29 protein-coding genes and 2 tRNA genes are annotated in these 26,360 nt (G+C 58.5%); 2 read left to right on the top strand and 29 right to left on the bottom strand.

The window, feature by feature from the left end; all coding sequences use genetic code 11:
- Positions 1–632 precede the first annotated feature (632 nt).
- The 7 genes from V5E99_RS12780 to V5E99_RS12810 all read right to left on the bottom strand — a co-directional run bounded on the left by V5E99_RS12780 (position 633) and on the right by V5E99_RS12810 (position 6,160).
- Positions 633–708: transfer RNA gene (locus V5E99_RS12780), tRNA-Thr, on the bottom strand.
- A gap of 120 nt (positions 709–828) precedes the next feature.
- Positions 829–1,611, bottom strand: a complete 783-nt coding sequence (locus V5E99_RS12785) for an FkbM family methyltransferase (RefSeq protein WP_499802760.1) — start codon at positions 1,609–1,611, stop codon at positions 829–831.
- A gap of 343 nt (positions 1,612–1,954) precedes the next feature.
- The gene (locus tag V5E99_RS12790) at positions 1,955–3,187 is read right to left on the bottom strand and encodes a methyltransferase (protein WP_499802761.1); all 1,233 of its coding nucleotides are present in this window, start codon (positions 3,185–3,187) and stop codon (positions 1,955–1,957) included.
- On the bottom strand, positions 3,168–3,857 hold the full coding sequence (locus tag V5E99_RS12795) for an ABC transporter permease (protein ID WP_201199770.1): 690 nt from the start codon (positions 3,855–3,857) through the stop codon (positions 3,168–3,170). The genes V5E99_RS12790 and V5E99_RS12795 overlap by 20 nt, the downstream gene beginning before the upstream one ends.
- The gene (locus tag V5E99_RS12800) at positions 3,854–4,549 is read right to left on the bottom strand and encodes an ABC transporter permease (protein ID WP_201192248.1); all 696 of its coding nucleotides are present in this window, start codon (positions 4,547–4,549) and stop codon (positions 3,854–3,856) included. The genes V5E99_RS12795 and V5E99_RS12800 overlap by 4 nt, the downstream gene beginning before the upstream one ends.
- 77 nt (positions 4,550–4,626) lie before the next feature.
- The gene (locus V5E99_RS12805; RefSeq protein WP_499802762.1) at positions 4,627–5,373 is read right to left on the bottom strand and encodes an ABC transporter substrate-binding protein; all 747 of its coding nucleotides are present in this window, start codon (positions 5,371–5,373) and stop codon (positions 4,627–4,629) included.
- A gap of 13 nt (positions 5,374–5,386) precedes the next feature.
- Positions 5,387–6,160 (bottom strand): ABC transporter ATP-binding protein, encoded by a 774-nt coding sequence (locus V5E99_RS12810; RefSeq protein ID WP_027922189.1) that lies wholly within the window; start codon positions 6,158–6,160, stop codon positions 5,387–5,389.
- A 551-nt stretch (positions 6,161–6,711) separates the two neighbouring features.
- Here V5E99_RS12810 and gabP point away from each other — a divergent pair.
- Positions 6,712–8,103: a GABA permease gene (gabP, locus tag V5E99_RS12815; RefSeq protein ID WP_499802763.1), complete on the top strand. Its 1,392-nt coding sequence runs from the start codon at positions 6,712–6,714 to the stop codon at positions 8,101–8,103.
- A gap of 74 nt (positions 8,104–8,177) precedes the next feature.
- Here the strand turns inward: gabP and V5E99_RS12820 are convergent, their stop codons facing one another.
- The 4 genes from V5E99_RS12820 to V5E99_RS12835 are packed head-to-tail and all read right to left on the bottom strand — an operon-like array spanning position 8,178 to position 11,180.
- A complete protein-coding gene (locus V5E99_RS12820; protein ID WP_499802764.1) occupies positions 8,178–8,630 on the bottom strand; it encodes a hypothetical protein in 453 nt (150 codons plus the stop codon).
- 5 nt (positions 8,631–8,635) lie between these two features.
- The gene (locus V5E99_RS12825; protein ID WP_499802765.1) at positions 8,636–9,052 is read right to left on the bottom strand and encodes a hypothetical protein; all 417 of its coding nucleotides are present in this window, start codon (positions 9,050–9,052) and stop codon (positions 8,636–8,638) included.
- Between the two features lie 37 nt (positions 9,053–9,089).
- Positions 9,090–10,064, bottom strand: coding sequence for an alpha/beta hydrolase family protein (locus tag V5E99_RS12830; RefSeq protein ID WP_499802766.1), 975 nt, complete (start codon positions 10,062–10,064; stop codon positions 9,090–9,092).
- 48 nt (positions 10,065–10,112) lie between these two features.
- The gene (locus V5E99_RS12835; protein ID WP_499802767.1) at positions 10,113–11,180 is read right to left on the bottom strand and encodes a PDDEXK nuclease domain-containing protein; all 1,068 of its coding nucleotides are present in this window, start codon (positions 11,178–11,180) and stop codon (positions 10,113–10,115) included.
- Between the two features lie 262 nt (positions 11,181–11,442).
- On the opposite strand from V5E99_RS12835, the gene V5E99_RS12840 reads away from it, so the two are divergent.
- The gene (locus V5E99_RS12840; RefSeq protein WP_499802768.1) at positions 11,443–11,811 is read left to right on the top strand and encodes a hypothetical protein; all 369 of its coding nucleotides are present in this window, start codon (positions 11,443–11,445) and stop codon (positions 11,809–11,811) included.
- A gap of 707 nt (positions 11,812–12,518) precedes the next feature.
- Here the strand turns inward: V5E99_RS12840 and V5E99_RS12845 are convergent.
- The 18 genes from V5E99_RS12845 to V5E99_RS12930 all read right to left on the bottom strand — a co-directional run bounded on the left by V5E99_RS12845 (position 12,519) and on the right by V5E99_RS12930 (position 26,127).
- Positions 12,519–12,734 (bottom strand): DUF4224 domain-containing protein, encoded by a 216-nt coding sequence (locus V5E99_RS12845; RefSeq protein ID WP_499802769.1) that lies wholly within the window; start codon positions 12,732–12,734, stop codon positions 12,519–12,521.
- Entirely contained in the window at positions 12,731–13,318 is a 588-nt protein-coding gene (locus tag V5E99_RS12850) for a tail assembly protein (RefSeq protein WP_499802770.1), read from the bottom strand. The genes V5E99_RS12845 and V5E99_RS12850 overlap by 4 nt, the downstream gene beginning before the upstream one ends.
- 2 nt (positions 13,319–13,320) lie before the next feature.
- Positions 13,321–13,671, bottom strand: coding sequence for a hypothetical protein (locus tag V5E99_RS12855; RefSeq protein WP_499802771.1), 351 nt, complete (start codon positions 13,669–13,671; stop codon positions 13,321–13,323).
- A 273-nt stretch (positions 13,672–13,944) separates the two neighbouring features.
- Entirely contained in the window at positions 13,945–15,129 is a 1,185-nt protein-coding gene (locus V5E99_RS12860; protein WP_499802772.1) for a phage major capsid protein, read from the bottom strand.
- Between the two features lie 444 nt (positions 15,130–15,573).
- The gene (locus V5E99_RS12865) at positions 15,574–15,822 is read right to left on the bottom strand and encodes a hypothetical protein (RefSeq protein ID WP_499802773.1); all 249 of its coding nucleotides are present in this window, start codon (positions 15,820–15,822) and stop codon (positions 15,574–15,576) included.
- Positions 15,823–16,280: 458 nt separating this feature from the next.
- The gene (locus tag V5E99_RS12870) at positions 16,281–16,571 is read right to left on the bottom strand and encodes a hypothetical protein (protein WP_044270625.1); all 291 of its coding nucleotides are present in this window, start codon (positions 16,569–16,571) and stop codon (positions 16,281–16,283) included.
- Complete coding sequence (locus tag V5E99_RS12875) at positions 16,571–17,848, bottom strand: AAA family ATPase (RefSeq protein ID WP_499802774.1); 1,278 nt, start codon at positions 17,846–17,848, stop codon at positions 16,571–16,573. Before V5E99_RS12875 ends, V5E99_RS12870 begins: the two co-directional genes overlap by 1 nt.
- Positions 17,845–18,252 carry a hypothetical protein gene (locus V5E99_RS12880; protein WP_499802775.1) on the bottom strand — a complete coding sequence of 136 codons (408 nt, stop codon included), beginning with the start codon at positions 18,250–18,252 and terminating at the stop codon, positions 17,845–17,847. The genes V5E99_RS12875 and V5E99_RS12880 overlap by 4 nt, the downstream gene beginning before the upstream one ends.
- 2 nt (positions 18,253–18,254) lie before the next feature.
- The gene (locus V5E99_RS12885) at positions 18,255–18,521 is read right to left on the bottom strand and encodes a hypothetical protein (RefSeq protein WP_499802776.1); all 267 of its coding nucleotides are present in this window, start codon (positions 18,519–18,521) and stop codon (positions 18,255–18,257) included.
- Positions 18,518–18,805, bottom strand: a complete 288-nt coding sequence (locus V5E99_RS12890) for a hypothetical protein (protein WP_198861738.1) — start codon at positions 18,803–18,805, stop codon at positions 18,518–18,520. Before V5E99_RS12890 ends, V5E99_RS12885 begins: the two co-directional genes overlap by 4 nt.
- 562 nt (positions 18,806–19,367) lie before the next feature.
- Positions 19,368–19,592 (bottom strand): helix-turn-helix transcriptional regulator, encoded by a 225-nt coding sequence (locus tag V5E99_RS12895; protein ID WP_044270633.1) that lies wholly within the window; start codon positions 19,590–19,592, stop codon positions 19,368–19,370.
- A gap of 112 nt (positions 19,593–19,704) precedes the next feature.
- Positions 19,705–20,502 carry a hypothetical protein gene (locus V5E99_RS12900; protein WP_499802777.1) on the bottom strand — a complete coding sequence of 266 codons (798 nt, stop codon included), beginning with the start codon at positions 20,500–20,502 and terminating at the stop codon, positions 19,705–19,707.
- Positions 20,499–21,725, bottom strand: a complete 1,227-nt coding sequence (locus V5E99_RS12905; RefSeq protein WP_499802778.1) for a tyrosine-type recombinase/integrase — start codon at positions 21,723–21,725, stop codon at positions 20,499–20,501. Before V5E99_RS12905 ends, V5E99_RS12900 begins: the two co-directional genes overlap by 4 nt.
- 174 nt (positions 21,726–21,899) lie before the next feature.
- Positions 21,900–21,975 (bottom strand) — tRNA-Phe (locus V5E99_RS12910).
- Positions 21,976–22,078: 103 nt separating this feature from the next.
- Positions 22,079–22,351 carry an oxidative damage protection protein gene (locus V5E99_RS12915; RefSeq protein ID WP_008149405.1) on the bottom strand — a complete coding sequence of 91 codons (273 nt, stop codon included), beginning with the start codon at positions 22,349–22,351 and terminating at the stop codon, positions 22,079–22,081.
- Entirely contained in the window at positions 22,348–23,415 is a 1,068-nt protein-coding gene (gene mutY, locus V5E99_RS12920) for an A/G-specific adenine glycosylase (RefSeq protein WP_499802779.1), read from the bottom strand. The genes V5E99_RS12915 and mutY overlap by 4 nt, the downstream gene beginning before the upstream one ends.
- On the bottom strand, positions 23,412–25,646 hold the full coding sequence (locus V5E99_RS12925) for an AsmA family protein (protein WP_499802780.1): 2,235 nt from the start codon (positions 25,644–25,646) through the stop codon (positions 23,412–23,414). The genes mutY and V5E99_RS12925 overlap by 4 nt, the downstream gene beginning before the upstream one ends.
- Before the next feature lie 76 nt (positions 25,647–25,722).
- A complete protein-coding gene (locus V5E99_RS12930) occupies positions 25,723–26,127 on the bottom strand; it encodes an acetyl-CoA sensor PanZ family protein (protein WP_499802781.1) in 405 nt (134 codons plus the stop codon).
- Positions 26,128–26,360: the final 233 nt, after the last annotated feature.

The raw sequence follows: 26,360 nt of genomic DNA on the forward strand, positions 1-26,360 counted from the left end.
GACATAAAAAACGCTTGGGCAGGGCGGCTTTTTTTGCCTGCAGAAAAGTCCAGAAATTATCAGATCTCAGGTTTTTTCCTTCCCCATCGAAGTGCTTCGACTCACGAAGATCAAGACGCGTCCTACAGATTGCCCTAGCGTATTTTGTTAAAAAATACCTCCCTACGGCATGCCGCCTTATTCATAAGAAAGGACTCTTCTGATGCCCTACGTTCTATCTTTCAAAAATCTGGATACGTTCGAAAAAACTTTCGACACGGTGGAGGATGCCCTTGTGAATTATGAGCAAGTCCAAAATAAAGTTGGCAGGGGGCAAGAGCTATCCAATGTCAGGCTGAGCGACGTTGGGAAGAAAACGTTTGTGGATCTGTACCCTGGGATAGCTGTAAAGGAGGTGACTGATGAGCTCGAAAGCGTGTGGGAGTGGGATTTAGCGGACTCGTTAAAAATTCGACCCGTACTGAAAAAGCGATATCGAACTACTACGTAGAGCAGTGAGCCGAAGGCAGCACCCTAGGCAAGACTGCTTCAAAATTTGAGTGTGGACGTTTTGTGGACGTTCTCACGTTTGACGTGATTCCCTTTCCAAACCCCAGAAATGACAAAGCCCCGCATTGCGGGGCTTTGAGATATGGTGCCGGCACCAGGAGTCGAACCCGGGACCTACTGATTACAAGTCAGTTGCTCTACCAACTGAGCTATACCGGCGTGTTAGGGCGACGATTATAGCGATTGCGTTGGTTCTGTAAACCCCTGAATTCAGACTATTTTTACTCGACCCTCAGGTTACCCGCGAACCAGTGCTTTCTTGAGTTTCTGAATCGCTTTCTAGGCCCGGCTGTTTTGCATCGCGCGCAGCTGCGCTTCGGCGTGTTCGGCCCGTTGCAGGGCGGCGGCGAGTTGTTGTTCGGCGTCGCTGAGGGGGTGGCTGAAGTTGTGGCCTTTGCAGAACTGGAATTCGTCCAGGTTGCACGGCGGGATGTCGAAGGCGGGTTTGAGGTTCAGGTGTTCTTCGGCGAGGTAGTAGGTGTTGATGCCGTCGAACAGGATGGATTGGTAGCCGGCGTCGATGACGAGGTGTTCCCAGGTCTGATCGCGGTTCCATGGGGTTTCGATCAGGATGATCCATGGCCGCCAACGGCTGAAGTCCATGCCGCGCAGCACGGTTTCTTCGTGGCCTTCGACGTCGATTTTGAGGAAATGAATCGGGCGGTCCTGAGCGTGTTCTTCGCAGATTGAGCTCAGGGTGCGGGATTTGACCGTTTGGCTGCGCACGTCCATGCCGGCGTCTTTGTGCATTTGGGCGAGGGCGGGTTCGAGCGTCGAGAGGCCGGTGCCCGCGATGGCGTAGAAGGTCAGGTCGTCGGCGGTTTCGCCGGCCACGCATTGCAGGTTGGTGTCGTTGGGGCGTTGTTGGCACAGGGCGTCGAAGTAGTTGGGCATCGGTTCGACGTTGATGCCGCTCCAGCCGTGGTCGTAGAAGGCTTTGGTGACGGAGTCATGGGTGGGGTCGTTGGCGCCGACGTCGATGTAGAAGCCGTTCTCCACGATTTTGAGGGCGCGCCACAGGCGGATGTCTTCGAAATTCTGCGCATAAGAAATGAAGGTCACTGTGGCTTCCTGTCGGTCAGATTTTTCTTGTTCGTGGTCGCGCTGTCGGCGCACTGGCTACTTGTATATCAAGGGCGGATGGCGGGTGCAATTTTCCGCCGATCGCGTCCGGGATTCGGCGGTTATGTCCTTTCGGTTGAATGCTTATGCACAACGGGGAGGCTGATAAGCGGGCTCAGCGGTGTTTTTGTGGACTCGTTCTCATTTGTTCGCAAATCCCTGTTTTTAGGGTTTTTTTATTGGTGTGTACGAAAAGTGAACAGTTGTGTTTCAGTGGAGAAACAGCCTGTTTATTGGATCCACGAGAATTTCATCAACAGAGTTATCCACAGGCGGCGACTGTTTAAGGACGTTCAGCCAGGAGCAGGAAATTACGCGGTGTGAGCGGGGTTTCGCAGAAGGTGCCGAGGCGAACGGTGTAACCCTGCTCGGACAGGAAAAGTGCCCGGTCAAGTACCAGCCACAGCTCCAACGGGCGTCGGAAAAGTCCGCGCAACAGCTCCAGATTGCGTACTTCGGCGAGTCGCTGCCATCCGGCGGCTTCGAGGGCTGGCCAATTCTGCGGGCCGATTGTGGATAACTCTTTCAGCGCGGCCAAATGATGGCAGTAGTCGGCGAAGGATTTATCCAGCCAGGCACTGGGCAGGGAGGGCGTTGGCAGGTATTCGTCGATGCCGCGCAGTTGCCGTTGCAGCAGGTCGAAGCCCAGGCGTCGGGCCATGGAGGTGTCCCGTTGACGTCGGACGCGGGCACCGGCGGTGACGGTTTCGCTCATGGGTAACGCGAGATCGTCGAGGGAAAGTTGTAGGCTGGATCGCAAACCCGCCGAGGAAAGCGCCTCATAGCTCGCCAGACGAGTCCGGTTATAACAGCAGGGCGCGATCGCCAATTGTTTGCAGCCGACGGCGCTGGCGAGCTGGATCAATCGCACATGCAGATCACCACAGGCGTGCAGCGCTACTGGGGTGTGATCGTTCTTTAATAGAAAAGCGGCGTTGTCCGCGAGCACGTCTTGCTCAACATGCAGCGCATGCAACTGATGACGCTGACTGAGTATCTGACCGCTCAACACCAACGAAGGGTCGTATTCCAGACACGTCAGTTGTTGCCCGGTTTGCAGCAGGCGCCGGCCCAAGTGACCTTTACCCGAACACCAATCCAGCCAATGCTTCGGTGCTTCGGCAAACGCCAACCGACTGGCAAACGCCTCGATCTGTTGCCACTTGCGCCCCGGCACATCCACATTCAAGCGATGACCGGCCGCTTCCAGCGCATGCCCCGGCAATTCGCCCACCGAACTCAGCTCAAGTGACAACGCCGCCAATGCAGCAAACGGCTGCGGCGCATCGAGCAAGCAAGGTTGGTTATGACTGTTTTCCGCATCCTCCAGCGACCGCCCGCGTAGCCATAACGCCAATGCCGGGTAGGACGTTTCCCAGGGAAGTTGCCGATGAGTAAACGGTCGTGGCTTCCACAACGCCTGATGCTCTATCAGAAAAGCATCCAGCGCCGCGAAACGGGCGAGTAGGGCCTCGCCCGTCAGCACGTGGGAAAAATCAACGCCCTTGGCAGGCATCGACGCGCAGCCAGCGCTCCAGCAGCTTGAAGCCGCGAACCAGCACGTAAGCCATCAATAGATAGAACATGCCTGCAGCGAAGAAGATCTCCACCGGCAAGTAGGTCCGGGCAATGATGGTGCGGGCCATGCCGGTCAGTTCCAGCAAGGTCACGGTACTGGCCAGGGCGCTGGCCTTGAGCATCAGGATCACTTCGTTGCTGTAGGCGGGCAGGCCGATGCGCGCGGCGCGGGGCAGGATGATGTAGAACAGCGCTTTGGGCCTGGACATGCCCAGGGCCCGTGCCGCTTCGATTTCACCCGGCGGAATCGCCTGGATCGCACCCCGCAAAATCTCGGCGATGTAAGCCGCCGTGTGCAATGTCATGGTCGCCGTGGCGCACCAGAACGGATCGCGCAGGTACGGCCACATCGAGCTGTTACGCACCGCGTCGAACTGCGCCAGGCCGTAGTAGACGAGGAACAGCTGAACCAGCAACGGCGTGCCGCGGAAAAAGAAGATGTAGGCGTAGGGCAGCGAGCGCACATACCAGAGCCGTGACGAGCGCGCGATGCCCAGCGGAATCGCCAGCAGCAACCCGGCAATCACGGCAATGGCCACTAGTTCCAGGGTCAGCGTCGCGCCTTGGGCCAGTTTCGGCAGCCACTTGATGATGACTTCCCAATTCATGAGGCGCTCCTCGCGAAGCCGCGAGCGGCGCGTCGTTCCAGAAAGTACATGCCGGTCATGGCGAGGATGGTCAGGCCCAGGTACATGAACGCCGCCACCATAAAGAAGGTGAACGGCTGTTTGGACACGGTCACGCCGATTTGCGCGTGGCGCATGATTTCTTCCAGGCCGATCACCGAGACCAGTGCGGTGTCTTTCATCAGGATCATGAACAGGTTGCCCAGGCCCGGCAGGGCGATGCGCCACATCTGCGGCATGATCAGTTTGGTGAAGATGCGAAATTTCGACATGCCCAACGCCACACCGGCTTCACGGTGACCTTTGGGGATTGCCAGAATCGCGCCGCGAAACACTTCCGTGGCGTAGGCGCCGAAGCACAGGCCCAAAGCGATGACGCCAGCGGCGAAGGCATTGAGAGCGAGATCGGGATTGCCGAAAAACTCGCCCAGCGCACGCATCAAGTTGACGGTGCCGAAGTAGATCAACAGCACCCAGAGCAATTCCGGGATGCCGCGAACCAGCGTCGAATACGTACCGCCCAGCCATTGCAGCGGCTTGTGCGGGGAAGTCTTGGCCAAGGCGCCGAGCAGACCGAGTACCAGCCCCAGGCACAGGGCCGAGAGTGCCAGTTTCACAGTCATCAGCGCGCCAGCGGCGAGCGCCGGGCCGAATCCGTAGAGGTCGATAATCATGGATTTCTTTTCAATCGCGGCAGGCAATGCCAAGGACGAACGCCGTCAGCGAACGGCGCCCGTCAGGCAGGTCAGAATCAATAGATGCTGAACGGGAAGTACTTGTCGTTGATTTTCTTGTAGGTGCCGTCTTCAACGATTTCTTTCAGTGCAAGGTTCAGCTTCGCGCGGATCGGGTCGCCTTTTCGTACAGCGATACCGATTTTGTCGCTCTCTTCCACCGGGTCACCTTTGAATTCATAAGGCTTGCCAGCGTCGCTTTTCAGCCACTCGTAGTTGACGTATTTGTCCGCCAGGATGCCGTCCAGACGACCGGAGGTCAGGTCGAGGTAGGCGTTTTCCTGGGTGTCGTAGAGTTTGGTTTCAACGCCTTCCATGTGGTCTTCCATCCAGGTGCCGGCGAGGGTCGCACGTTGTGCGCCGATCACTTTGCCTTTCAGCGAATCCTTGTCGGTTTTGAAGTCGACGTCTTTCTTGGCGATGAATTGCAGCTTGTTGGAGTAGTACGGGTCGGTGAAGTCCACCGCTTGCTTGCGCTCGTCGGTGATCGACATCGAGGAGATCAGGAAGTCGAACTTCTTGGCGTTCAGGGCCGGGATGATGCCGTCCCAGTCGGACGTGACCACGGTGCATTCGACTTTCATCTTGGCGCACAGGGCGTCGCCGATTTCTTTGTCGAAGCCGACGACATTGCCACTGGCATCTTTATTGTTGAACGGCGGGTAGGCCGCTTCGATGCCCATCTTCAAGGTCTCGGCGGCGGCACCGGCGCTGAACGCCAGGGTGACGGCAGCAGCCAGGAAGATTTTTTTGTAGTTCTGCATGCGGGTAGCTCCGTTAGCGGTTGCTGGACATGAATTGTTTGCAGCGCGCCGAAAGCGGGTTGTCGAACACCTGCTGTGGCGATCCTTGCTCTTCGACCAGGCCCTGGTGGAGGAACACCACTTCGCTGGAGACCTGACGGGCAAAACCCATTTCGTGGGTCACGAGCAACATGGTGCGGCCTTCTTCGGCCAGTGCGCGGATGACATTAAGTACTTCCTGGACCATTTCCGGGTCAAGGGCAGAAGTGGGCTCGTCGAACAGGATCACTTTGGGCTGCATCGCCAGCGTGCGGGCAATTGCCGCCCGTTGTTGCTGGCCGCCGGACAGTTGCGCCGGGTAGGCATGACGCTTGTCGGCGATGCCGACCTTGGCCAGCAAGGCTTCGGCGACTTCGATGGCTTCGGCTTTGCTTTGGCCGAGCACACGGCGCGGGGCTTCGATGATGTTGTCGAGCACGCTCATGTGCGGCCACAGATTAAAGTTTTGAAACACAAAACCAATCTCGCTGCGCAGGCGATTGATCTGTTTGCCGTCGGCGGCAACCAGTTCGCCGTTCTTCGCGGCTTTGAGCTTGAGTTCTTCGCCGGCCACCAGGATCTGGCCCTGGTGCGGGTTTTCCAGCAGGTTGATGCAACGCAGGAACGTGGACTTGCCGGAACCGGAGGAGCCCAGGATCGAGATCACGTCGCCGTCGCGGGCGGTCAGCGAGATGCCTTTGAGCACCTCAAGCTGTCCGTAGCGTTTGTGCAAGTTGCGGATTTCAAGCGCGGGCGTGGCCTCAGCCATGTGCGTTCCTCATAGTATTTCGCTCCTGCTGTTGGTGGCCTTCCTGGCGAGGCGGCCAAGCTAGCATAGCGTTCGAATGGCAGCCAACAGCCCCACGGGCGGTAAACGGATGGCATGTGGCAGGTTGTCGCATCGGTACAGCAGACTGTCGCGCTGCTATCAACCGAACAGCCGTTTGAACCCGGCATTCGGAGGGTGTCGCGTAAAAAAAGGCGCGATGTTGCCAGCTTTGGTGGGGTGTTGGAAGCGCTAACCGGACAAACGTTCCGGTTCTGCACTTTTTAAGTGCGCCCAGCACTTTCTAAGTGTGTTTCTGGTGCGCAGATTCGTTCTTTAAGTGGGTCGCTGGGTAACGCTCTGGCGAATTACCATTAATCTCAATGACTTGCGATGACCGCCCGGTCAGCCTGTAGCCCGCGTAAACCGGGATTGTGAAACATTTTGGCGCAATTATTGCGTGCAGAATAAGGAACGCCCCGTTGGTTTCTTTTTACGAGAAAGAAATGCCAGACGCGGTGGACTGAATCGCTTTCCTTGCAAAGGTAGTTTCAATGAGCAGTACCCAAAGCTCCAATGGCCTCGAACAGGGGCTAAAACCGCGTCATGTGACTATGTTGTCGATCGCCGGGGTTATCGGCGCCGGCCTGTTTGTTGGCTCGGGCCACGCGATCGCGGCGGCCGGTCCAGCCGTGCTGTTGGCCTACGCCGCCGCCGGTGCGCTGGTCGTGCTGGTGATGCGCATGCTCGGCGAAATGGCCGTCGCTTCGCCGGACACCGGTTCCTTCTCGACCTACGCCGATCGCGCGATCGGTCACTGGGCCGGTTTCACCATCGGTTGGTTGTACTGGTGGTTCTGGGTACTGGTGATCCCGCTGGAGGCCAACGCCGCCGCCACCATCCTGCATGCCTGGTTCCCGAACGTGGCGATCTGGGCCTTCACCCTGGTGATTACTTTGCTGCTGACGGTGACCAACCTGTTCAGCGTGAAGAACTACGGTGAGTTCGAGTTCTGGTTCGCCCTGGTTAAAGTCGTGGCGATCATCGGTTTCATCGGCCTCGGTATTCTGGCGATTTTCGGCTTCTTGCCGACCAGCCAGGTCAGCGGCGTTTCGCACCTGTTCGACACCCAGGGCTTCCTGCCAAACGGTATGGGCGCCGTATTGGGCGCGATCTTGACGACCATGTTCTCCTTCATGGGCACCGAGATCGTGACCATCGCGGCCGCCGAATCGAAGAACCCTGGCCAGCAAATCTCCAAGGCCACCAACTCGGTGATCTGGCGGATCGGCTTGTTCTACCTTGTGTCGATCTTCATCGTCGTGGCCCTGGTGCCATGGAATGACCCGGTGCTGGCCGCTGTCGGTTCCTACCAGACCGTGCTTGAACGCATGGGCATCCCGAACGCCAAGTTGATCGTCGACATCGTGGTTCTGGTTGCTGTAACCAGTTGCCTGAACTCGGCGCTGTACACCGCGTCGCGGATGATGTTCTCCCTGGGCAAACGCGGTGATGCACCGGCCGTTTCCCAGCGCACCAACAAGAGCGGCACGCCTTACTGGGCCGTGATCCTGTCCACCGCCGCTGCATTCCTGGCCGTGTTCGCCAACTATGTCGCGCCGGCTGCGGTGTTCGACTTCCTGCTGGCCACCTCCGGCGCCATCGCGCTGCTGGTGTACCTGGTGATCGCGATCTCGCAACTGCGTATGCGCAAGCAGCGCATGGCACGCGGCGAGAAAATCGCCTTCAGCATGTGGCTGTTCCCGGGCCTGACCTACGCGGTGATCGTCTTCATCGTCGCGGCCCTGACCATCATGCTGTTCCAGGAAGCCCACCGCGTGGAAATCCTCGCGACCGGGTTCCTGAGTTTGCTGGTGGTGGCGGTCGGCTTGTTCGTCGCCCGTCGTCGCAAGCAGCAGAAGCTGGGTGCGGTGGTGCTGAGCTGATTCACACCGCGTCATGCAAAACGGCCGCTGTCAGTGATGACAAGCGGCCGTTTTTGTTTCCACTCAAAAGCTGATTATTCGGCCTTTTCTTCCTGCGCATCCAGGGATTCGCGATAGCTGTCCAGCGCGGTGCCGAAGTCGGTGATGAATTGCGGATCGGTCAGCCAGGCCTGGGCGGTGTCGCGGTCCATGCCGTCGGCCCACATGCGGTAGTCGATCAGCATGTCGGCGGCCAGGTGGGTGGCGGCCATGGCTTCGTTGTCGGCGTTTTCCATGTCCAGCAGTTCTGGATGGTCGCTGATGATGTCGGCGAGGTTCGTCAGCAGGGTCAGCAGCATGTCGTTGCGGCCGATGGCTTCGGCGTCGCGCATTTTGCTGAACATCGCCAGGGTGTATTCCGGGATCGGCTCGCCGATGTCGCCCAGGTCATCGTCCAGTTCGGCGGGTTTGCGGCCGTGGATGTTGATTTGCCTGGCTTTGAGCTTGGCGCGTTTGGCGCGTTTCTGTTGCTTGTTCAGGGAGGCCATTAATTTCAGTTCGCTTTCGGTTGTGTTTGGGCCGCGATGGCGTCGGACGCCGCCACGTAGTCAGCCTGGAAGGCCGGGGATTCGATCCACGCCAGGGCGCCGGCTTCGTCCGCTTCGGTGGACCACTGACGGTATTCAATCAACGCCGCGAGGATGAAGTCCATCGCACCTTCTTCGCCTTCCTGTTCGTACACCAGGGTCAGCAACGGGTCTTCGAGGAAGGCCGCGCACATGGCTTGCTGACTGATTTTTTCGGCGTCGATCATGGTCTTGAACAGCTCGGTCAGGTCCACCGATTCAAAGTCGATGCGGTCATCGTTCGGGTCCAGCTCGACCGGCGCAGCGGCCCGTTGGGTGCGGTTCTGCTTGGCCTTGGCTTTGGCGCGGGTGGCGCGTTTTTGCTGCTTGTTGGCGGAGGCCATGAGCGTCGTTCCGTATTTCGTTGAGAGGGCAGGTCGCTCAGCTGCGGGGCACTCGCCGCCCGGGGGTATCGGGGGCCAGTTCGCCGGTTTGCAGCCAGGACAATGCAATGGGCCATAGTGTGGCTTGGTATGGGCTACGAAAAAAGGCGAAATGTCCGACTTCTGCTTCGCCGATGTCTTTCGGCTCGATTCGCAGATGGGTGGTCGTGCCGCCAGTGAAGTAGCCGAGCAGCCGTTCGATGGCCGGGAGGGTGCCGTAAGGATCGTCGCTGATGCTGATGGCCAGGATTTTCGCGCTGACGTTGGCGAACGGTAGCCGGCCGTGCTTGGCGTGGAGCAGGCGGCCGCTGGGGCGCTTCTCGTAACGGTCGGTGGGCGTGCTCCAGTCGCGAACGACGCCGGCGGGTGTGTCCTCCAGCCAGCCAAGACGTTTGCCGGGGAAGTAACCGCAGAACATCGTCACCAACGGCATCACCAGATGCCACTTGCCAAACATCCGCCAGCGGTGGGCCGGCGCGTAGTCGCGCCAGTAAGCGAATTGCGCCCCGACGGTCACCAGATGCCGGATCAGGTGCCCAGAGGCTCCCAGCCCCGCCGCACAGCCGCCGAAGCTGTGACCGACCACGTCGATCGGCTGGCCGGGGAAATCACGCTGAGCGCGCTTGAGCATCGCCTCAAAGTCTAGAGCGCCCCAGTCGGACCATGTAGCGTCGAGTCCTTTCAGTGAGGCGGGCCGTGATTCGCCGATGCCGCGGTAGTCGAAGGTGATGACGTCGAAGTTGTTTGCGGACAGGTAATCCGCGAAGCGCGAATAGTGGCGACACCGGACCGAGGTGGCGGCGTTGATGATCACCACCGGGCGGTTCGCGTCCGGTTGGGCATGCCGCCAAGTGAAGCCGCCGAGGATGAAGCCGTCTGCGGCGGGTTCCTTGAACGGTTCGCCGGACACGGAGGTTCCCGGTGGCAGTTCAATTTGAGTGGATGCCGGTGAAGGCGTGTCCTGCAAATTCATCGACTTCGAACCTTTGCGGGTGGCCGCCAACGATAGTCTTCGCGCAGCTCATGAACAATCCTGTGTTTGCTGTGTGAGTAATCGCTCCTCAAGTGCTGCCTGCTCTCGATCCAGCTCCGCTCGCAACTCCTCCTCGCTCGGCAGCACCAGTTTGTACTTGCTGGCGAACAGTTGTTCGTTGTCTTGCAGCACCGAGTAGCGCACCACTGACTCATTTTTTTGTGCGCAAAGAATGATGCCAACGGTCGGCCCGTCCTCATCGCTGCGCTTGAGGTCGTCATACATGCGCACATACATGTCCATTTGCCCGACATCCTGATGGGTCAGTTCCCCGCGCTTGAGATCGAAGATGACAAAGCATTTGAGCAGGTAGTTGTAGAACACCAGATCGATGTAGAAGTCTCTGCCCTCTGTGCTTATGCGTTGCTGACGGGCGACAAAGGCAAAGCCTTTGCCCAGTTCAAGCAGGAAGCCCTGGAGTTGCTCGATGAGTGCTTGTTCAAGTTCGGTTTCCAGAACGAGGCCTGCATTGGGCAGGCCGAGGAATTCCAGCATCACGGGATCGCGGATGAATTCCCGAGGGCTTTCGAGCATTGCATGGATGTTGGTGGCGGCTTCGGCCATGACGACGGACTTGTCCCGACTCATCAGCAGGCGCTGGTAGTAGAGGGTGTTGATCTGGCGTTCCAGGGCGCGGCTTGACCAGTTCTGGCTGGCGGCTTCGTCCATGTACCACTGGCGGGCGTTGTCGCTGTCGACGCGTAGCAGTCGGCGGTAGTGGGTCCAGCTCAATTCGGAACGCAGTGCGTTCCAATTTGGAAACGTCTGATAAAAGTCCCGCATATATCTCAAATTACGGTCATCAAAGCCTTTCCCAAATTTCGCAGTCAGATCCTTGGCCAGCGTGGCCAGCAATTGCTTGCCATACACCGCCCTTCGAGCGCCTTCCTGCTCGAACTCCACAATATGCCGCCCAATCTGCCAACAGGTTTGTACCTGAGCCGTATCAACCGCTCTCAATACTTTCTGCCGCGCCTGGCGAATCAGCTCGCCGAGGTTTCCAAGCAGTGAAGCGAGTTGGGGGTCTTGAGTGTTGTCGGGTTTGAGGTCGCTCATGAAATCTTCCGCAGTTGGATGAACTGACGGAAAAGAATGCCAACGATGCGTTGTTCAGCGATGCCGGGCGCGGCTGACAGATCGGAAGGAAATACCAGATTTGTTTTGAGGGATCGAGCCGATGCCTCCTGAGGTATTCGGAATACAGCCTGTAGTCCGATTCGCAGTGACCTCAAGTCCCAATCAATCTAAAACTCGGGCACGCCTCCAGAAATCTAATGAGGGTAACGATTGGGCTCTCCGGAGCCCGGGAGTCGCCCTCATGAAACGCATCCATTCACTCTTATTGCCACTCGCCGCCCTCGGCGTATTGATGTTCCCGGTCCTGTTGCATGCCGCCAGCCTTGATCCGATCGACAGCTCGGGCGTGCAAGTCCAGCCGCAACAGCAGAACGGGATCACCTACCTTTCCGGTGGTGTCGGCGAGGACGAGTCAAAAGCCATTCAGCAAGCCAAGGGTTACAACCTGCACATGACGTTCTCTGTCGGCGTGGATAACAAATACATTCCCGATGTGGAGGTGGTTATCCAGAATGCCCAGGGGCAAACGGTGCTGACCCTGAGTCAGGCGGGGCCTCTGGTTTACGTCCAGTTGCCCGCCGGCAAGTACACCGTCGTTGCGACGCGCTAACGACATCAGAGAAAATCCCGGTAGTTGCCCGCTGCGCCATGAACGTAGCTATAGGAGGAGGGGTCATGAACTGCCCCAGGCTCTTCTGCCCATCTTTGCTAAGAGACGAGACAAAGGCTTTTCCATTTTGGTGTGCAAACTGGGTGATTGGCATCGTTTTCTACGTAAAGAGAGAGAGTGGTCTGCTACGAGTCGGCTTCTAAGTCGCAACGGAATTTTGCCTTCTTTCACCCTCTCTCAGGGAAAGTTTTCGCATTTTTTGCGACCGAGCGTCAGGCGGTCCGCGCATACCGCGTGACTTCTAAGTATCTGGAGTGCGGGGCGGTAGAGAGCGCTTGGAGGCCCTGTGGCGTGCCTGGGAGAGCGAAAGGGCTGCGTTGGGACGGACTGTATTGCCGACGCCTCAGCTTGTCTGAGGGAGGCTCTCAATCTGACAATTTAAATCAGATTAAAACTATTCAGTTCTGGGGTCGGTACCGAAAGTCCGTTGGACTGCTTTCAATCACACTGCCGAAGCGTCTTGGTCCAGAAATGGTCCAGCGACCATAAAATCGCAGGCAATAAAAAACCCCAAGGACACATTGTTCCTTGGGGTTTCTCGGTATTTTGGTGCCAGAGACAGAATCGAACCAATGCCTATGAGGCTTGCAGGCTATGGTTCTATCCGGTTTGAATCTCGCATATGCCCCCAAATCTGCCCCCAAACGTTAAGTTAACCTCAACTGCGGCAAGGGCCTTGGCTTCTCATGCGTTACGCCTCCCAGGCGGCGCACCACTATGTCCCGAAGGACCTTCGGGCGGCCATCGCCGCCGACTAAAAAGGGGAACCCCTCCCTTTCAAGCCATCTGAGTTGGGCTTTTGGTTTTTGATAGCCGGTCAGTTCGGCAACTTCTGCGGCGTTTAATAAAAACGAATCGTTCATGACCGGTCTTCGGCGTAGATCGATGCCGAAATGATTACGCCACCCCATGCACGGTGGCCAATGCAGATCGGGATTATGTTCCCGCTGGCCGTGGTGTTCTTGGCGCTTCCGAAAGCATATGAAGCGGCGTTTTCAGGGGCGGAGCTCTGTTTCAGGCCTGGCACTTGTGGGCTGAGCATTTGAATCACGCCGCCGGCGGTTAGAGCGATACCAGGTGCAAGGGTTGCGCCGTTCGTGATCGAGCTCATGGCGATCAGCACTACTCCAAGTACGGTTTGTAGGATGCCCGCCCGCTTAGCGCCGGAGATCACCGGCACGATTCTGATTTCCCGGGTACCGCCTTTTGCCCAATCGTCTTCGCCTGAGTTCTTTCTGTTTCGAAAAATGGCGAAACGCAGTCCAAGTCTACCAAGGCGTGCGATCTCCTCGGCGAAGCCATCGACCGTGTTTTTGAGTGCCTTAAATCCTTCCCAGGCACACCCGCTGTCGAGCTGGTAATCCTTGAAGCGAAAGAATTTGCGCGCCAGAGAGCCTGACAAGTAGATCCGAGTCATTGGCGAGTAGTGCGCTGCTGTGGCTGCCATGGTCAGGCCCTCGATGCGGTGGGTTTAGGAGGTTCGGCGCCGATCAGTTCGGCCAGGATGGTGCGAGCGGCTACCGCGTCCCTTCGAATATCTAGCTCGCGATTTGGGTTTGGGTTCCAGGCTGCACAGTGGATTGATGCGTCGACGCGGGCGCACTTGCGCTCGGGCGTTGCCTTCCAAAGATCGGCGGCAATTCTTGCCTCGTCTTCTGTGAAATATGGGCCGTCAAAAATCTCCCGGCCGCCCTTCACGATGTCGCTGACACCCCAAACTTTGTAACCGCCCACCGTGCCCGGGTGGTCTTCGAAATCAGTGGACCTGCAGGCTTCGGCGAATCTTTCTTGATGGGTCATATTCGACTCCAATTTTCAAAATCTAATTTTGACGGTGCAAAAAAACGGCTCGGGCGCGGTCTAGAAGCGTAAAGCCCCAGACTATTGACCCGCCCCCACCCATTGAGCCTGCCTATATGCACCATTCCGGTGCCTTCGGTGAGATTCGTTCTCGTTTGTGGTGGTGTTGAACCGGCCAAGCGTGCATCGAGCGTCTGGTCGTCCCGTCGCTGACTGTTGAAAAAAAGGCCCGCACCGATTGATCGGGCGAGCCTTGTCGTGTCCTCTGACCTATCAGCCGCCGGCCGGTGGTGTGATATCCACGGACCGCACAGCACCAGTGGAGAACACAGCCAGGCCGGCCCTCAGCTCGGCCAGCAGGGTGACCATGTTGCTGGTGAAGTTGTTGGCGTCCTCGCGGCTGAGCATCAGCGTGGGCTGTTCGCGGTCGAGCATAGCCACCTGCGAGGTGTCCAGGAGGAGGACGGTGCCGGCCGGCATCGAGCCGGAGGTTATCAGGGGAGCGCCCCACAACACCGGTGGCGCTGGATCGCGCGGGGAGCCCAGGACGTACTGACCGTCAGCATCGCGCTCGCTGGAGATGTTGAACCAGTCGTTCGGGTTCATGATGATCAGACGTGCTTGCCAGCCGCTGGTCTTCATGGCCGTCACCGCCTGGCCTATTGCGTCGACCGGCAACAAGGTGCCGACGACGACATGAGGTACTGCGTAGCCAATCAGGCCTTTGATCTTGCCTTTGCCGCCTGGGCCGGCGATCAAGCGAGCCTCCAGCTTTTCGAGCAGGCCATAGTTCAGCAGGTTGCCGATCTGCTGGCCCAGGGCCGGGGTGTCGTCCAGCACTTGCTTGGAAGCCCTGGTGAAGTGGGCAACCGTGGCGATGTTGGCGGTTTCCAGCTCAGCATCGATGTTGCTCTGTGCCTTCTGCTGACCTTCCTCCTCCTGCTCCGTCGCGTTGTTGGTGTAATCCTTGAGCTGCATGTACTCGAAGGTGCTGGAGGTTGCCGGGAGGGATGGCAGGTAGTCCAGCAGGGATAGGTCTCGGCGTGGATCGTTGTGCAGGCCGGGTTGGCGTTGGGCCGTAGCCGAGTAGCTGGTGGAGCCGGTGATGCCCTGGCCTGCGTTGGTAAGGGCTTTGATGCTGATGCTGTCAACCGTTACTCGGCCGGTGGTTGGGCCGCCCGATTTCAAAGCGGCGAACTGGCTGGACTTGGTGAACTCCTCAGCCATCTTGCCCACCGCGTCAGTGCCACCCGCGGGGGCGTCACCGCCGCGGCGCTGGCCTTTCTGCTCCAGGTCCTGCAGGCGGTCTTTCAGGGCGGTGATTTCTTTGACGGCGTTCTCGCTGAAGTTCTTGATTTCAACGTCGCGATCCTGGAGCTCTTTGAGGAGGAGCTCGCCAACTTGATCGTTGCTCCCGCCGGCTTTGGTGCGGAGTTCGCGGCGGGCGTTGTTGCTCATAGCGTTAATCATAATGATGACCTTTATTTCCGGAATGGAGGACGCGCTTTGTCCACGCTGGGTGCGTGACTCTTGCGCTGTTGCTTGCTTTCGCGTCCCGCCGGACTCACTCCGGATCTGGCCTCATCAGTCATCGCGCAGCCTCGCGCCGTCGATGATTTCAAAGTTGTCGCTTCGGTGGCCACGGGCCTTACCGACAAGCCAATTCTATCTGCCCAGCGGGTGAGCGCAAGCCGAAAGCGGAGACGCCAGGGCAGAAGGCGACGAATTACGTGATCTGGAACAAGTCCGGTGAACTGCATGGACAGGGATCGAGGTACGCCGGCTGATCGCAGGTAGCGCTCCATAGCGCGACGCTGTGGTATGTCTCTTTTCATAAAATCTCCTGGTGCGGAAAAACGGTTTTCCCCAAATGACTGCGCGATAAAACGCCTCGGGCGCGGTCTAGGTCGAGAAGTGCCCAGACTCTTGCACCGCCCCCTGTGGTTCGGGTGCTGCGGGCAACCCCATCTCCTGGGCGATCACGTCAGCCTTGATGCCGCGATCGAGGGCACGCTGAGCATCACGCACCATCGTCCTGGTCGCCTGCTCCTCAAGCCTGCTGGCCATGATCGAAGCCTTACGGGCAATCCCTGCAGCAAGAGCACGAGGGAATGGCGCACGCGGCGGCCTGCTGTAGTCGTTCTTTGTCATTTCAAACCTCCATAATCACAATTTGTGGATGCGGGGTGCAGGACCCGCACCCCGTGGCCTGTAGCGGAATACGTGAATCTTGGAATCTAACGCCCGTCTGATCGGGATCAGGTCAGAAGGCATTCCTGTCTAACTTCTATTCCTCGCGGCTGGTGGATCCTTACCCGGCCTGCACGCCATACGCCCCGTGGCCTGTAGCGATAAGCGCTTGCACGCCCATCAAAAGCGGGTCAATCCAGCAATGGCGCAGATCTGCTCCATCGAGATGTGAGCGAATGTGCTCACATCTCCTCGTGATGAGGTGTCGTTTTCAGGAACGACCCCCGCCGCGCTAACAGAGAAGTAACGGTGCTGGCGTTACTTGTTCGTTACCCGGCACCAGCATCGAGATGTGTCCAAATTTGGATGCATCTACCCCCGCATGATCTGCACCCCGCATCTGGCTCAGATTTGAGCCGTCACGACAGGTCAGCGGTAGGCCATCGCCACCGCACCACCTCCAGTGCCTCAGCGCGTGTCATCGGCTCCCCGATCATCGTGCAGAGAGGCTTGCTGTCGAGCATCACCTGCCAGTGGCAGCGCCGCTCAATACCGTCATTCGATGCCAGTTCCGCCAGCAGCTCGAGGCGGTGGTTTTTGATGTAGGCCCGCACCTGGTCATTGAGCTTGCTTGCCGGCGATACTCGGACACGCTTCCCGCTCAATTTCGCGACAAACCCCAGGTTGAGCAGGTAGGCGAGGGCGGCCATCAGACTTCCTCCGCGTCGTCTTCTGCAAAGCTTGGCATTGGTGCCCCATCACCAGATTTCTCCCATTCGTGCCCTTTTTTTCCATTCGTGCCCATGTCCAAGGCTGGGCACGAGTCAGGGCACGAGGGCACGAGTGGAGGAAATGCCGAGTAAGGGCCGGTTGCCTGTGGCAGAGACCAGAGGGTTTTAATCTCCTTTCCGAAACCCTCGCGTGCTGTCACTACTGACAGTTTTTCGCGAGCGGTCCGGGTCTGCTTCGCGCTGTATCCGTTTTCCGCCATCAAGCTTTTCACTTGCTTGCCGGTCATCGGCCCGTCCTTGAGGATTCGCTTCAGGGCCTCTGACGGATCATCGTCATCCATGCGCGTGTCATCGTCCGAGCCTTCCACGTCGCCTAGGATCTCTCGCGCTGAGCCCTCGATCAGATCGCCCCAGGCAACATGCGTCGTCTCGATCTCCCCAGGAATGGTGCACGGCTCGATCGTGTACGAGACGCCGCCCTCGTCGGTGCCGATGTTGGATTTCGCCCGCGCCAGCACCCGGGCGTCAGAGTCTTGCTGCTTGGCGGCAACCAGTACCGTCCTGGCGAGCGCTGAGAAGGCTTGCGAGCCGATCACCCGATCTGCCGGCGATGAACCGGCCCCGCCCTTGGCAAAGTGGCTGATACCGACGACAGCGCAGAGATTGGCCTCGGCAAAGTCCACCACGCCCTGCAGGCCGCGCCGAACATCATTGGCCTTGTGCATATCCCCCTTCACAGCGCTGACCACGGGATCGAGCATCAGCAGCGACACGCCGCCCAGCTCGCGCACCGTGTCGCGCAGCAACCCAATATCGTTTGACGGGTCGAAAGGATCGGCCTCGCCCTGGGCATTGATACGACCCTGGATGATGTGGACGCGGGACAGATCGGCGCCGGCGGCGATCAGGCGCGGTACCAGTGTGTCGGCCGGATCGTCCTCGCTCGACCAGATGAGCGCATTGCCGCGCTCCTGGCAGAGTTCGCCGTCTGGCCACCGCCCGCCGGTGGTGATGGTTGCGATAAGGCTGATGAGTAGCGTGGTTTTCCCAGTGCCGCCCGCGCCAGCGAGGATGTGCAGCTTCCCCTTTGCCAACCAGCCAGGCCACAGCCAACGAATGGCCAGAGGCTTGATGTCTGCGGCGCTTACAGCGTTCACCTTCCAAACCGCTGGGGTGGTGGGCACCGCCTTCAGCCCAAGCGCCTGGAGTGGGTCCGTTGCATCGGTCCACTGCTCTGCAAATCGATCCTTGTTCATTTGACCCCCAGGCGCTGCTTGGCGAGGTTGAAGCGCTGCAGGTCGTCGCCTTCCAGCGCTCCCTTGTCGAGCAGGGCCTTCCCGATCAGGTATACGGCTCGCTCGTGCTTAACGGCGGCGGCACTGGGCCCGCGTCGGGCGGTGGAAGAGCCTGGAAACAGATCCCGGAACTCCAGGCCTATGGCCGTCAAAATGCTTTGCGTGGTGCAACCGGCCCAGCACTTGAGCAGAACTGTTCCCTTCGAAGTTTCGGTAATTGCCAAGCTCGGGTTCTTGTCGTCATGCGCCGGACAGCACGCTTTCCACTTGTTGGCGCCAGCCGGTTTAACTTTGTCGAGGCAACTAAGCACTTTATCCAGGCAAGCCGATCCCGCCGGCGCAAGTGCGCCGTTTTGAATATTCATATTCAGTTCCTCGTGGAGGCTGTTTTTTCTGCCTGGTCAACAAGCTTGTTTAATTCATCTGCACGGCACATAAGTTCATTACCGATCAGACCAAGCCCCGACATAATTCCGCAAACGACATAGCCATTAAAGGCTTTTTCCAGAAGCTCTGGTTCTTCTGCGCCCATCGTGGTTATAAGTTGCGCAAGTGCTGAAACGAAATAACCGGAATCGTGCATAGCCTCCGCTTCGTTTCTAAGACGTGCGGCGGGAATATAAACTTTGCTCACTGGACACCCCCGACGTTTACGGCAGCATGAGCAGCGCCCGTGTAACGATGTGGCCAGAGGAAGTTACGACTGTCGAACATGATAGATTCAAGACGACGCTCAATCTCAGTAGCTACCGGATTATTGAAACCGCCAAGTTCCGGAATGACGTGACCCATGAGGATTGAGTAAAGCTCTTTGAATGTGGCGCGAGCATCATTCATTCGAGCCATGTCTTCGGGGCTGATGAGTACTTCGCGTACTACGTCGCCTTCAAGCAGCAAAATAGCCGGGAGGTTGTTCATTGGTCACCCCCTTGGCATTCAAGGGTGCGGGCCTGGGCCATGTGGTGGTTGTAACGTTTCAAGCGGACGGATAGGGACGAGTTCGCGCGGAGGGCGCTCAGTGCCATACGGCGGTGAGCAAGTGCGCGAATTTTGGACGGAATGAGGGTGGTCATCGGTGTAGCTCCCATTGTTGAGGAGCTGCCACGTTCGTTACCAAGCGAATGGGTGGCAGCTGTACGCAGGTTGGTAAACCGGGACAATAGGAACCCGGCAGACCCGAAGGTCTCCCGCGCACAGCCACCATAAACTGGACGTGCGGGCACAAAAAAAGCGCCTGCAATCGTAATGGGGGCGCCTGTGCGCCTATTGTTCAACGGGTTACCAAGCCCGGTCGCTGAATTTGCAGCGACGGGCAAACCATACCGAGGACCACGATTGCTTGCAACCGAATCTATCGACCGTCTGTCGCCAATCTTGAGGGTTCTTTTTTCATTCATGCCCATTCGAGCCCCATTCGTGCCGGAGAAAAAACTAGGGCACGAATGGGAAAAAAGGGCACGAATGGAGGAGAGGGCATCCATCACGCAACCTCGGAGCGGCATTCAGCAATGCGCTCGTCGCACCAGGTAAGCACCTCGGATTCGATCCAAACGACGCTCTTGGGACCGAGGGTGACCTGCTTGGGGAATTTGCCTGCGGCGACACGGCGGTATATCTCGGTGCAGGAAAGGCCGGTGATCGACTCTACTTCCTGGCGCTTGATAAACCGGCGGACTGGTGCGGTGGTGTTGGTAGCGTTTGCCATCGTCTGCGCCTCCTGGGGCGGTATGGGTAACTGACGATGGCAATGCTGTAGGGGAGAGGGCAGAGAGTCATTGCAAATGAAAAAAGCGGTTTTGCAATTGCAATTTATTGGCTCAGTCTTGGGATGCGGCACGCAGCTTGGAAAGCTCGGAGTTCGAGTCACTGAAGTGCTTTTGCAGTGAGCTCTCGCTAAGCCCGCGAATACCCTTATTTCGTTCAAGTATCGACTCTATAAGGGATGACTGGGTGTGAACTTTTCGCTGGCTTGTGGCGGCCTCTAGGAGTGCAGCAACTGTTATTCTTAGTGATGGTGGTAGTGTCTCTTTGGCAATATCTACTGTGGGTTTTGTAATTGAAGGTGTTTCATTTGGCGCGAAGTTGTAAATGATGTGCTCAACGGCTATGCAGTGTTCATTTACCATTACTTCAATTGGGGGTTTCTCTGGTATTGAGTCCGTGTTTGCTTGTTTTGCAAGTGTGTATATGTCGGCAGTGACTGCCAGGACCTTTGTGTTTTCTTCGTCAAACTCATCAAAAGGGGATAGGTATTCATCTGTTTCACTATCCCTTATTGCATACAGCCCTCCGTTTTCATCACGCAAAGCGTAACAAGCATGCGACGATATGTAAGCCGTATCACAAGGAAGATGTATTCCAAGGCAAACTCCGGCAACTTCATCGCTTTCCATAAAATAACGCCCATCACTTGCATGTAACTCGAAAAGTTCGTCATCGAGAGCAGGCTTAAGTTTTATTAACTCCCCATGGCACGGGCGGAATAACCTCAGCCACCCATCTTCATATAAAGACAGTACGCGGCCTACATCCACGGTCTCACCAATTAAGTCTGATAGCAGTTTTGCCGACTGAGCTATTGGTAAATAGGTCTTGAATTTGCTGAGCTTGCTCACTTGGCCGCACTCCGAATAGAAACCACATTCGCGCCGGAACACAGCGCGTCGATTGAGTCAGCCCATGCCTGCATCATCCCGCGGCGCTGCTCCAGGTAGTTGGCGTGGTTGTAGGTGTCGCGGATGCCGTCGCTGTCGCCGTGGGCGAGCTGTCGCTCGATCCAGTCCTTGTTGTAGCCACGCCCGTTCAGCTCGGTTGAGAGAAGGTGCCGGAACCCGTGGCCGGTCTGGCGGTTCTCGTAGCCCATGATGCGCAGCGCCTTGTTCACGGTGTTCTCGCTCATCGGGCGATCTGGGTTCTGCTGGCCAGCGAAGACTAGCGGGTATTCCCCGGTGATCGGCATGATCTGGCGCAGGATCTCCACGGCCTGGCTTGGCAGTGGCACGACGTGCGGCCGGCGAGCCTTCATCCGCTCTTTCGGGATTGTCCAGGTGGCAGCGTCCAGATCGAACTCGGACCAGGGCGCCGCGCGCAGCTCCCCAGGCCGCACCGCTGTGAGCACCAGCAGACGGATGGCGTAACGGGTCAGTGTGTTGATGTTGGCGCTGTCGCACTTGGTCAGCAGCTCAGGCAGTTCAGATAGTGCGACGTGAGGGTGATGGCGGGGCGCTCGTGCGGGCGCGGCCACCACGTCCAGGTCAGTGGCTGGATTCGTCTCTACGACACCCTTGGCCAGGCCATAGCGGAATATCTGGTGTAGCCATTGGCGGATCTTGCCGGCGGCGTTGAGCGTGCCTCGGGCCTCGACCTTGCGCACCAGCTCCACCAGGTCGGGCCGGGTGATGTCTTTGAGCGTGCGCGAGCCAATGCCCGGGATCAAATCATTCTCCAGGTACAGCTTGGCCTTGTAGGTGGTGCTCTCTGCCCAGCGCGGTGCGTTATAGGCGAACCACTCTCGCGCCAGCGTCTCGAACGTCAGCCCTTCGACCTTCTGCGCCTGCCTGGTGGATTTGCGCTCCTGGGCGGGGTCTTTGCCCTCGGAAATCAACTGACGCGCCTCAGATCGCTTACGGCGAGCCTGTAGCAATGTCACTTCCGGGTAGGAGCCGAACGCCAGGCGATTCTCTTTGCCGAGGTGCCGGTACTTGAGGCGCCAGAGCTTTGAGCCGGTGGGCATCACTTCGAGATACAAGCCTTCGCCGTCAGCGAGCTTGTAGGGCTTCTCCCGGGGCTTGGCAGCCTTGAGGGCGGAATCGGTCAGGGGCGCGACTTTCAGGGCCATGGAGCACCATTTTGGGGGCATGCGAGATGACCGAACCGGTCATGCCCCCAACTCTGCCCCCAAAACTCTGGGCTGGCAAGGTTGGTTTGGGAAATCATGGACAACAAAAAGCCCGCACTGGGCGGGCTTCTTGTGGGCTTTCGGGTGGTTTTGGCACCACCTGAAATCAATTAGTGGTGCCCAGAGACGGAATCGAACCGCCGACACGGGGATTTTCAATCCCCTGCTCTACCGACTGAGCTATCTGGGCAACGGGGCGCATTAAACTGGTTTTTCAGGGGGTCGTCAAGAAAGTTTTCAAAAAAATTTTAATTATTACCGTCGCTTACGTTCCGACCCCCGAATAATCGGGATTATTCCGCTGGCGGAACGTAGCCGTCAGCCTTGGCGTATTCCTCGCCGGAAAAGAACTTGTCCATCTCGCCTTGCAGATATTTGCGATCTTCGGCGTTCATCATGTTCAGGCGTTTTTCGTTGATCAGCAGGGTCTGGTGTTTCTGCCAGTCGGCCCAGGCCTTGGCCGAGACGTGGTCAAAAATGTCCTGGCCTTTTGCGCCGGGGAACGGGGCACGTTCCAGGGCGGGCAATTCTTCTTTGTACTTGCGGCACATGATGGTGCGGGTCATGACGACTCTCCTGCGTTCAATACGGCAGCCGCGCGTTCGAGCAAGGTTTTGACCGGGGCGGCAAGGCCCAGGCGCGGCGGGGTGGCGAGGTTATACCAGAGCCAGTCGGCCTCGGCCACGTGATGGCCGGCCTCCTGGACCTGGACCAGCCAGGGTTCGATGGACAACTGAAAATGGCTGAAGGTGTGCACCAGGCTCGGCAGCGCCTGTTGGCTGCCCAGTTCCAGCGAATGCTGCGTGGCCAGGTGTTGCAGGTCCTCGAGGTCGTCGAGTTCCGGCAAGCTCCACAAACCGCCCCACAGGCCCGTGGATGGCCGACGGTAAAGCAGAATCGCGCCTTCGCCGTTGGCGAGCATCGGCATCAGCGTGCGCTTCTGGGGCACGGCTTTGCGCGGCTTGGGGATCGGGTAGCGGGTTTCCAGGCCGAGCATGTGCGCTTCGCAGCCCTTTTCCAGCGGGCAGAGCAGGCAGCTCGGTTTGCTGCGGGTGCAGAGCGTGGCGCCCAGATCCATCATCGCCTGGGTGTAGGCGTTGACCCGGTCATGCGGCGTAAAGCGCTCAGCGTTCGCCCAGAGCTGTTTGGCGACCTTCGGCTCGCCCGGATAACCCTCTTGCGCGGTAAAGCGCGCCAGCACCCGTTTAACGTTGCCGTCGAGGATCGGCGCGCGCAGGCCCATGCTCAGGCTGGCGATGGCGCCGGCCGTGGACAAGCCGATGCCCGGCAGTTCAACCAGCTTCTCGACATCCCGTGGAAACTCGCCGCCGTATTCAGTGACGACGATCTTCGCGGTCTTCTGCAGATTGCGTGCCCGGGTGTAATAACCCAGACCCGTCCACAAGTGCAGCACTTCGTCTTCCGGCGCGGCGGCCAGGGCTTCGACCGTTGGCAGCGAAGCCATGAAACGGTCGAAGTAGTTCAGCACGGTGCTGACCTGGGTCTGCTGCAACATGATTTCCGAGACCCACACCCGATACGGGGTGATGCCTTGTTGCCAAGGCAGGTCGTGGCGGCCGTGGCGGTCGTACCAGTCCAGCACCGCCGATGAAAACTGCTCGGCTCTCATCGCTTGAACAGCCCCTTCAATGCGTTTTTCAGTTCTGGGCTGACTTTGTCGCCGAGCTTCTCGTCGATTTTGTCACTGAGTTTGTCGCCCGCCAGTTTGGCCGCGACCTGACCCATGCGTTCGTTATCCAGTCGGCAAGCCTTTGCGCCCAGTTCCAGCGGGCCACGGCAGCGCAGCGGCCACTCGATGCCGACGAACTTGTCGCCGACCTGGCAGGCCGGGTCCGGTATGGCGCTGGTGTCGCCTTCGACGATGATGCCGACGCGATAGTCCATGCCCAGCACCCGCAGATCGACGTCGCCGTCACCGTTGACGGTCATGCCCGGGATGCGCACTTTCATGTCCGGATTGCTGGCCACGCCGTTGCGCAAGGTCAGGTTGCCCTTGAGTTCCTGGAACGGCGTGTCCTTGCCCCTTGGCTCGCCGCTGAGGGTTTTACGATTCAGGGTGGCGATGCCTTTGCACAGTTGCTGCTCGAGGTTGGCATTGAGCAGTACGCCGTTGTTGATAACGAAACTGGCGTTACCGTTGAGGCTTTCGATCAGGGCTTTCTGACTGTTGCCGGTGCCGGTCAGTGCACTGGTGAGCGTCACCAGACCTTTGACCGGTGGATTTTTGCCCTGGCTTTCAAGGATTTTTTCCACTGGTACTTTGGTGATGTGGGTTTGCAGGCTCAGCGCCGGCACTTGTTGGCGCACATCGAGGGTGCCCTTGGCTTCGAAGTTGCCGTTGTACAAGTCGCCGCGCAGGTTCTCCAGGGTCAGCAGGCCGCCCTGGCCGTTGGCCTTGAGCGCGGCGTTCTGGATCGGCAGTTTGTCGAGGGTCAACTGGCCGAAGGTCAGGTCGGCATCCACGTCGAGTTTGGCCAGGCGTTCCACCGGCAACAGGCGTTCGGTGCTCCAGGCGCCTTTGGTCGGCGACGGTGGCAACGGCGTGGTGCCTGCGCCGGCCATGGCGTCGGCCTCGGTGCTGGCCACTTCAGCCTGGCGCACTTGCGTGGCGCTGTTGGCTTCGGCGGATTTTGGCGGCAGGTAGCGATCGACGTTGAAGGTGTCAGCCTTGAGGATTGCGCGCAGCGATTGCTTGGCGAAATCCTCGACGGCGATCCGGCCACTGAAGCTGCTGTCGTCGACTTTCAGGTTGATGTTGTCCAGGGACAGGCTGGTGGGCGTCCCCGCGACACGGCTGACCAACTCGACTTTGCTCAGGCTGCCCTCGGCCATGGCCGGGAGTTTCTGGCCGATGCTGTCGACGAATTTGGCCAGGTCGAACTGGGCAATCGACAGTCCGCCGCTGATTTGCGGGGTCTTGTCGAGGTCATTGACCTTCAGTTCCCCCAAGGCGCGCAACTGGTTGGCGGAGATCTTGATGCCGGTCCATTCGGCGATGTTCGCTGCTTTATCCAGCAATACCTGACCCTGTGCGGCGAAGGTCATGGTTTTGCCTTGCAGTGGGTCGCCGGTCACTTCGCCGGACAGTTTCATGTCTTCGAACTGGTAACGCTGGAGGGCGCGGGCGATGCGCACTTCGCCGCTCAGTTCGGTCCGGACCCGCAGCGCAGGTTGGTTGGCGGACAGGAACGCCGTCAGTTTCAACGGAATATTGGTCGAATCGTGGACCGCGCCAGTGCTCAGCTGAATGCTTTCGGCGCTGTAGTTCTTGCCGGTTTTTTCATCGTTGTACTCAACCCGCGCGTTGTTCACGGTCAGGCTGTCGATGTCCAGGCGGATGGGCTGAGGCGGTTTTTCCACGGCGACGGGGGCGTCCGGCGCAGGCTGGCCCGCAGTGGCAGGCGGGGTGCCAGTCGGCACGGCATTGGCATCGGGTGGGAGCTTGCCGATGTCTTCCCAGTTGCCGTGGCCATCCTTGTCGCGGTTCAGGCGCAGGTTCAACCCTTCGACGCGCACGTCGCTCATCTGCACTTCGCGGCGCAGCAGCGGCAGCACGCGAACCGACAGGCCGAGCATCTGCAAATCGGCGTAGGGCTCGGTGGGTTTGATCAGGGTCGCGATGCTGGCGTCGTGCAATTCCAGGCCCAGCCACGGGAACAGGCTCCAGCCGATGTCGCCATTGAGCGTCAGCTCGATGTGGGCCTTGTCGCGGGCAATCTGGCGAATCTCGTCTTTATAGTCGTTGGGATCGAAGAGGTGGGTCAGGGCAAAGCCCAGCGCCACAATGATCAGCAACAGCCCGAGAAGTACCAGACCCAGGATTTTGCCGAACGCTTTCATGGGCGAGTCCTTGTAGTTAGTCGAATTCGAAATTTAGCCGGGGAGTATAGCGCCCCAAAACTGACGACCGGTCAGTTCATATGGGCAGCACATCCAGCGGCACGTTCAGTTTGGCCGCCAATGCCTGGGCTTCCAGGTGCCCGGCAGGTGCCAACAGGCGCAATGTAGCGCCCGACTGCGACGCCATTTCCTGCGCTTGGTTCACCAGACGCTCCGCCACCCCACGGCGACGGGTAATTTTTCGCACGCAAATTTGGGATAAGTGCCAAACGTCCTGATGACGTTGCAGGCGCCCAGCGCCCAGCAACCGATCGTTGAAGCGCCCGGCAATCAACGAGCCGTCCCGCAGGCAGCCTTCGATTAACTGCACCTCGCCGGCGAACGGCGCAAACAGCCAGTCCGGGGCGTCGCGGTAGATTTTCTGCAGGTCTTGCTGATCCTGATAAGTGGCTTCGGTCAGCGGCTCGACAATGATCGGCATGGCGGTTCCTGTAAGAAATTTTTACAGATATCACTCCCGTAGGAGCTGCCGAAGACTGCGATCTTTTGATCTTGTTTTTAAAGATCAAGATCAAAAGATCGCAGTCTTCGGCAGCTCCTACGGGGGAAGAGAACAGATGACACAGAAAAGGTGATATCAGTTTGGTTTTTCTGTCACGGGCAAATGGTAACCTCTCCCGGTTCGTCCGTCCTTCTGCGACTTAACGTCGCGCC

The organism is Janthinobacterium sp. LPB2021202312-11-4, assembly GCF_037049705.1.
GTDB lineage: Bacteria > Pseudomonadota > Gammaproteobacteria > Pseudomonadales > Pseudomonadaceae > Aquipseudomonas.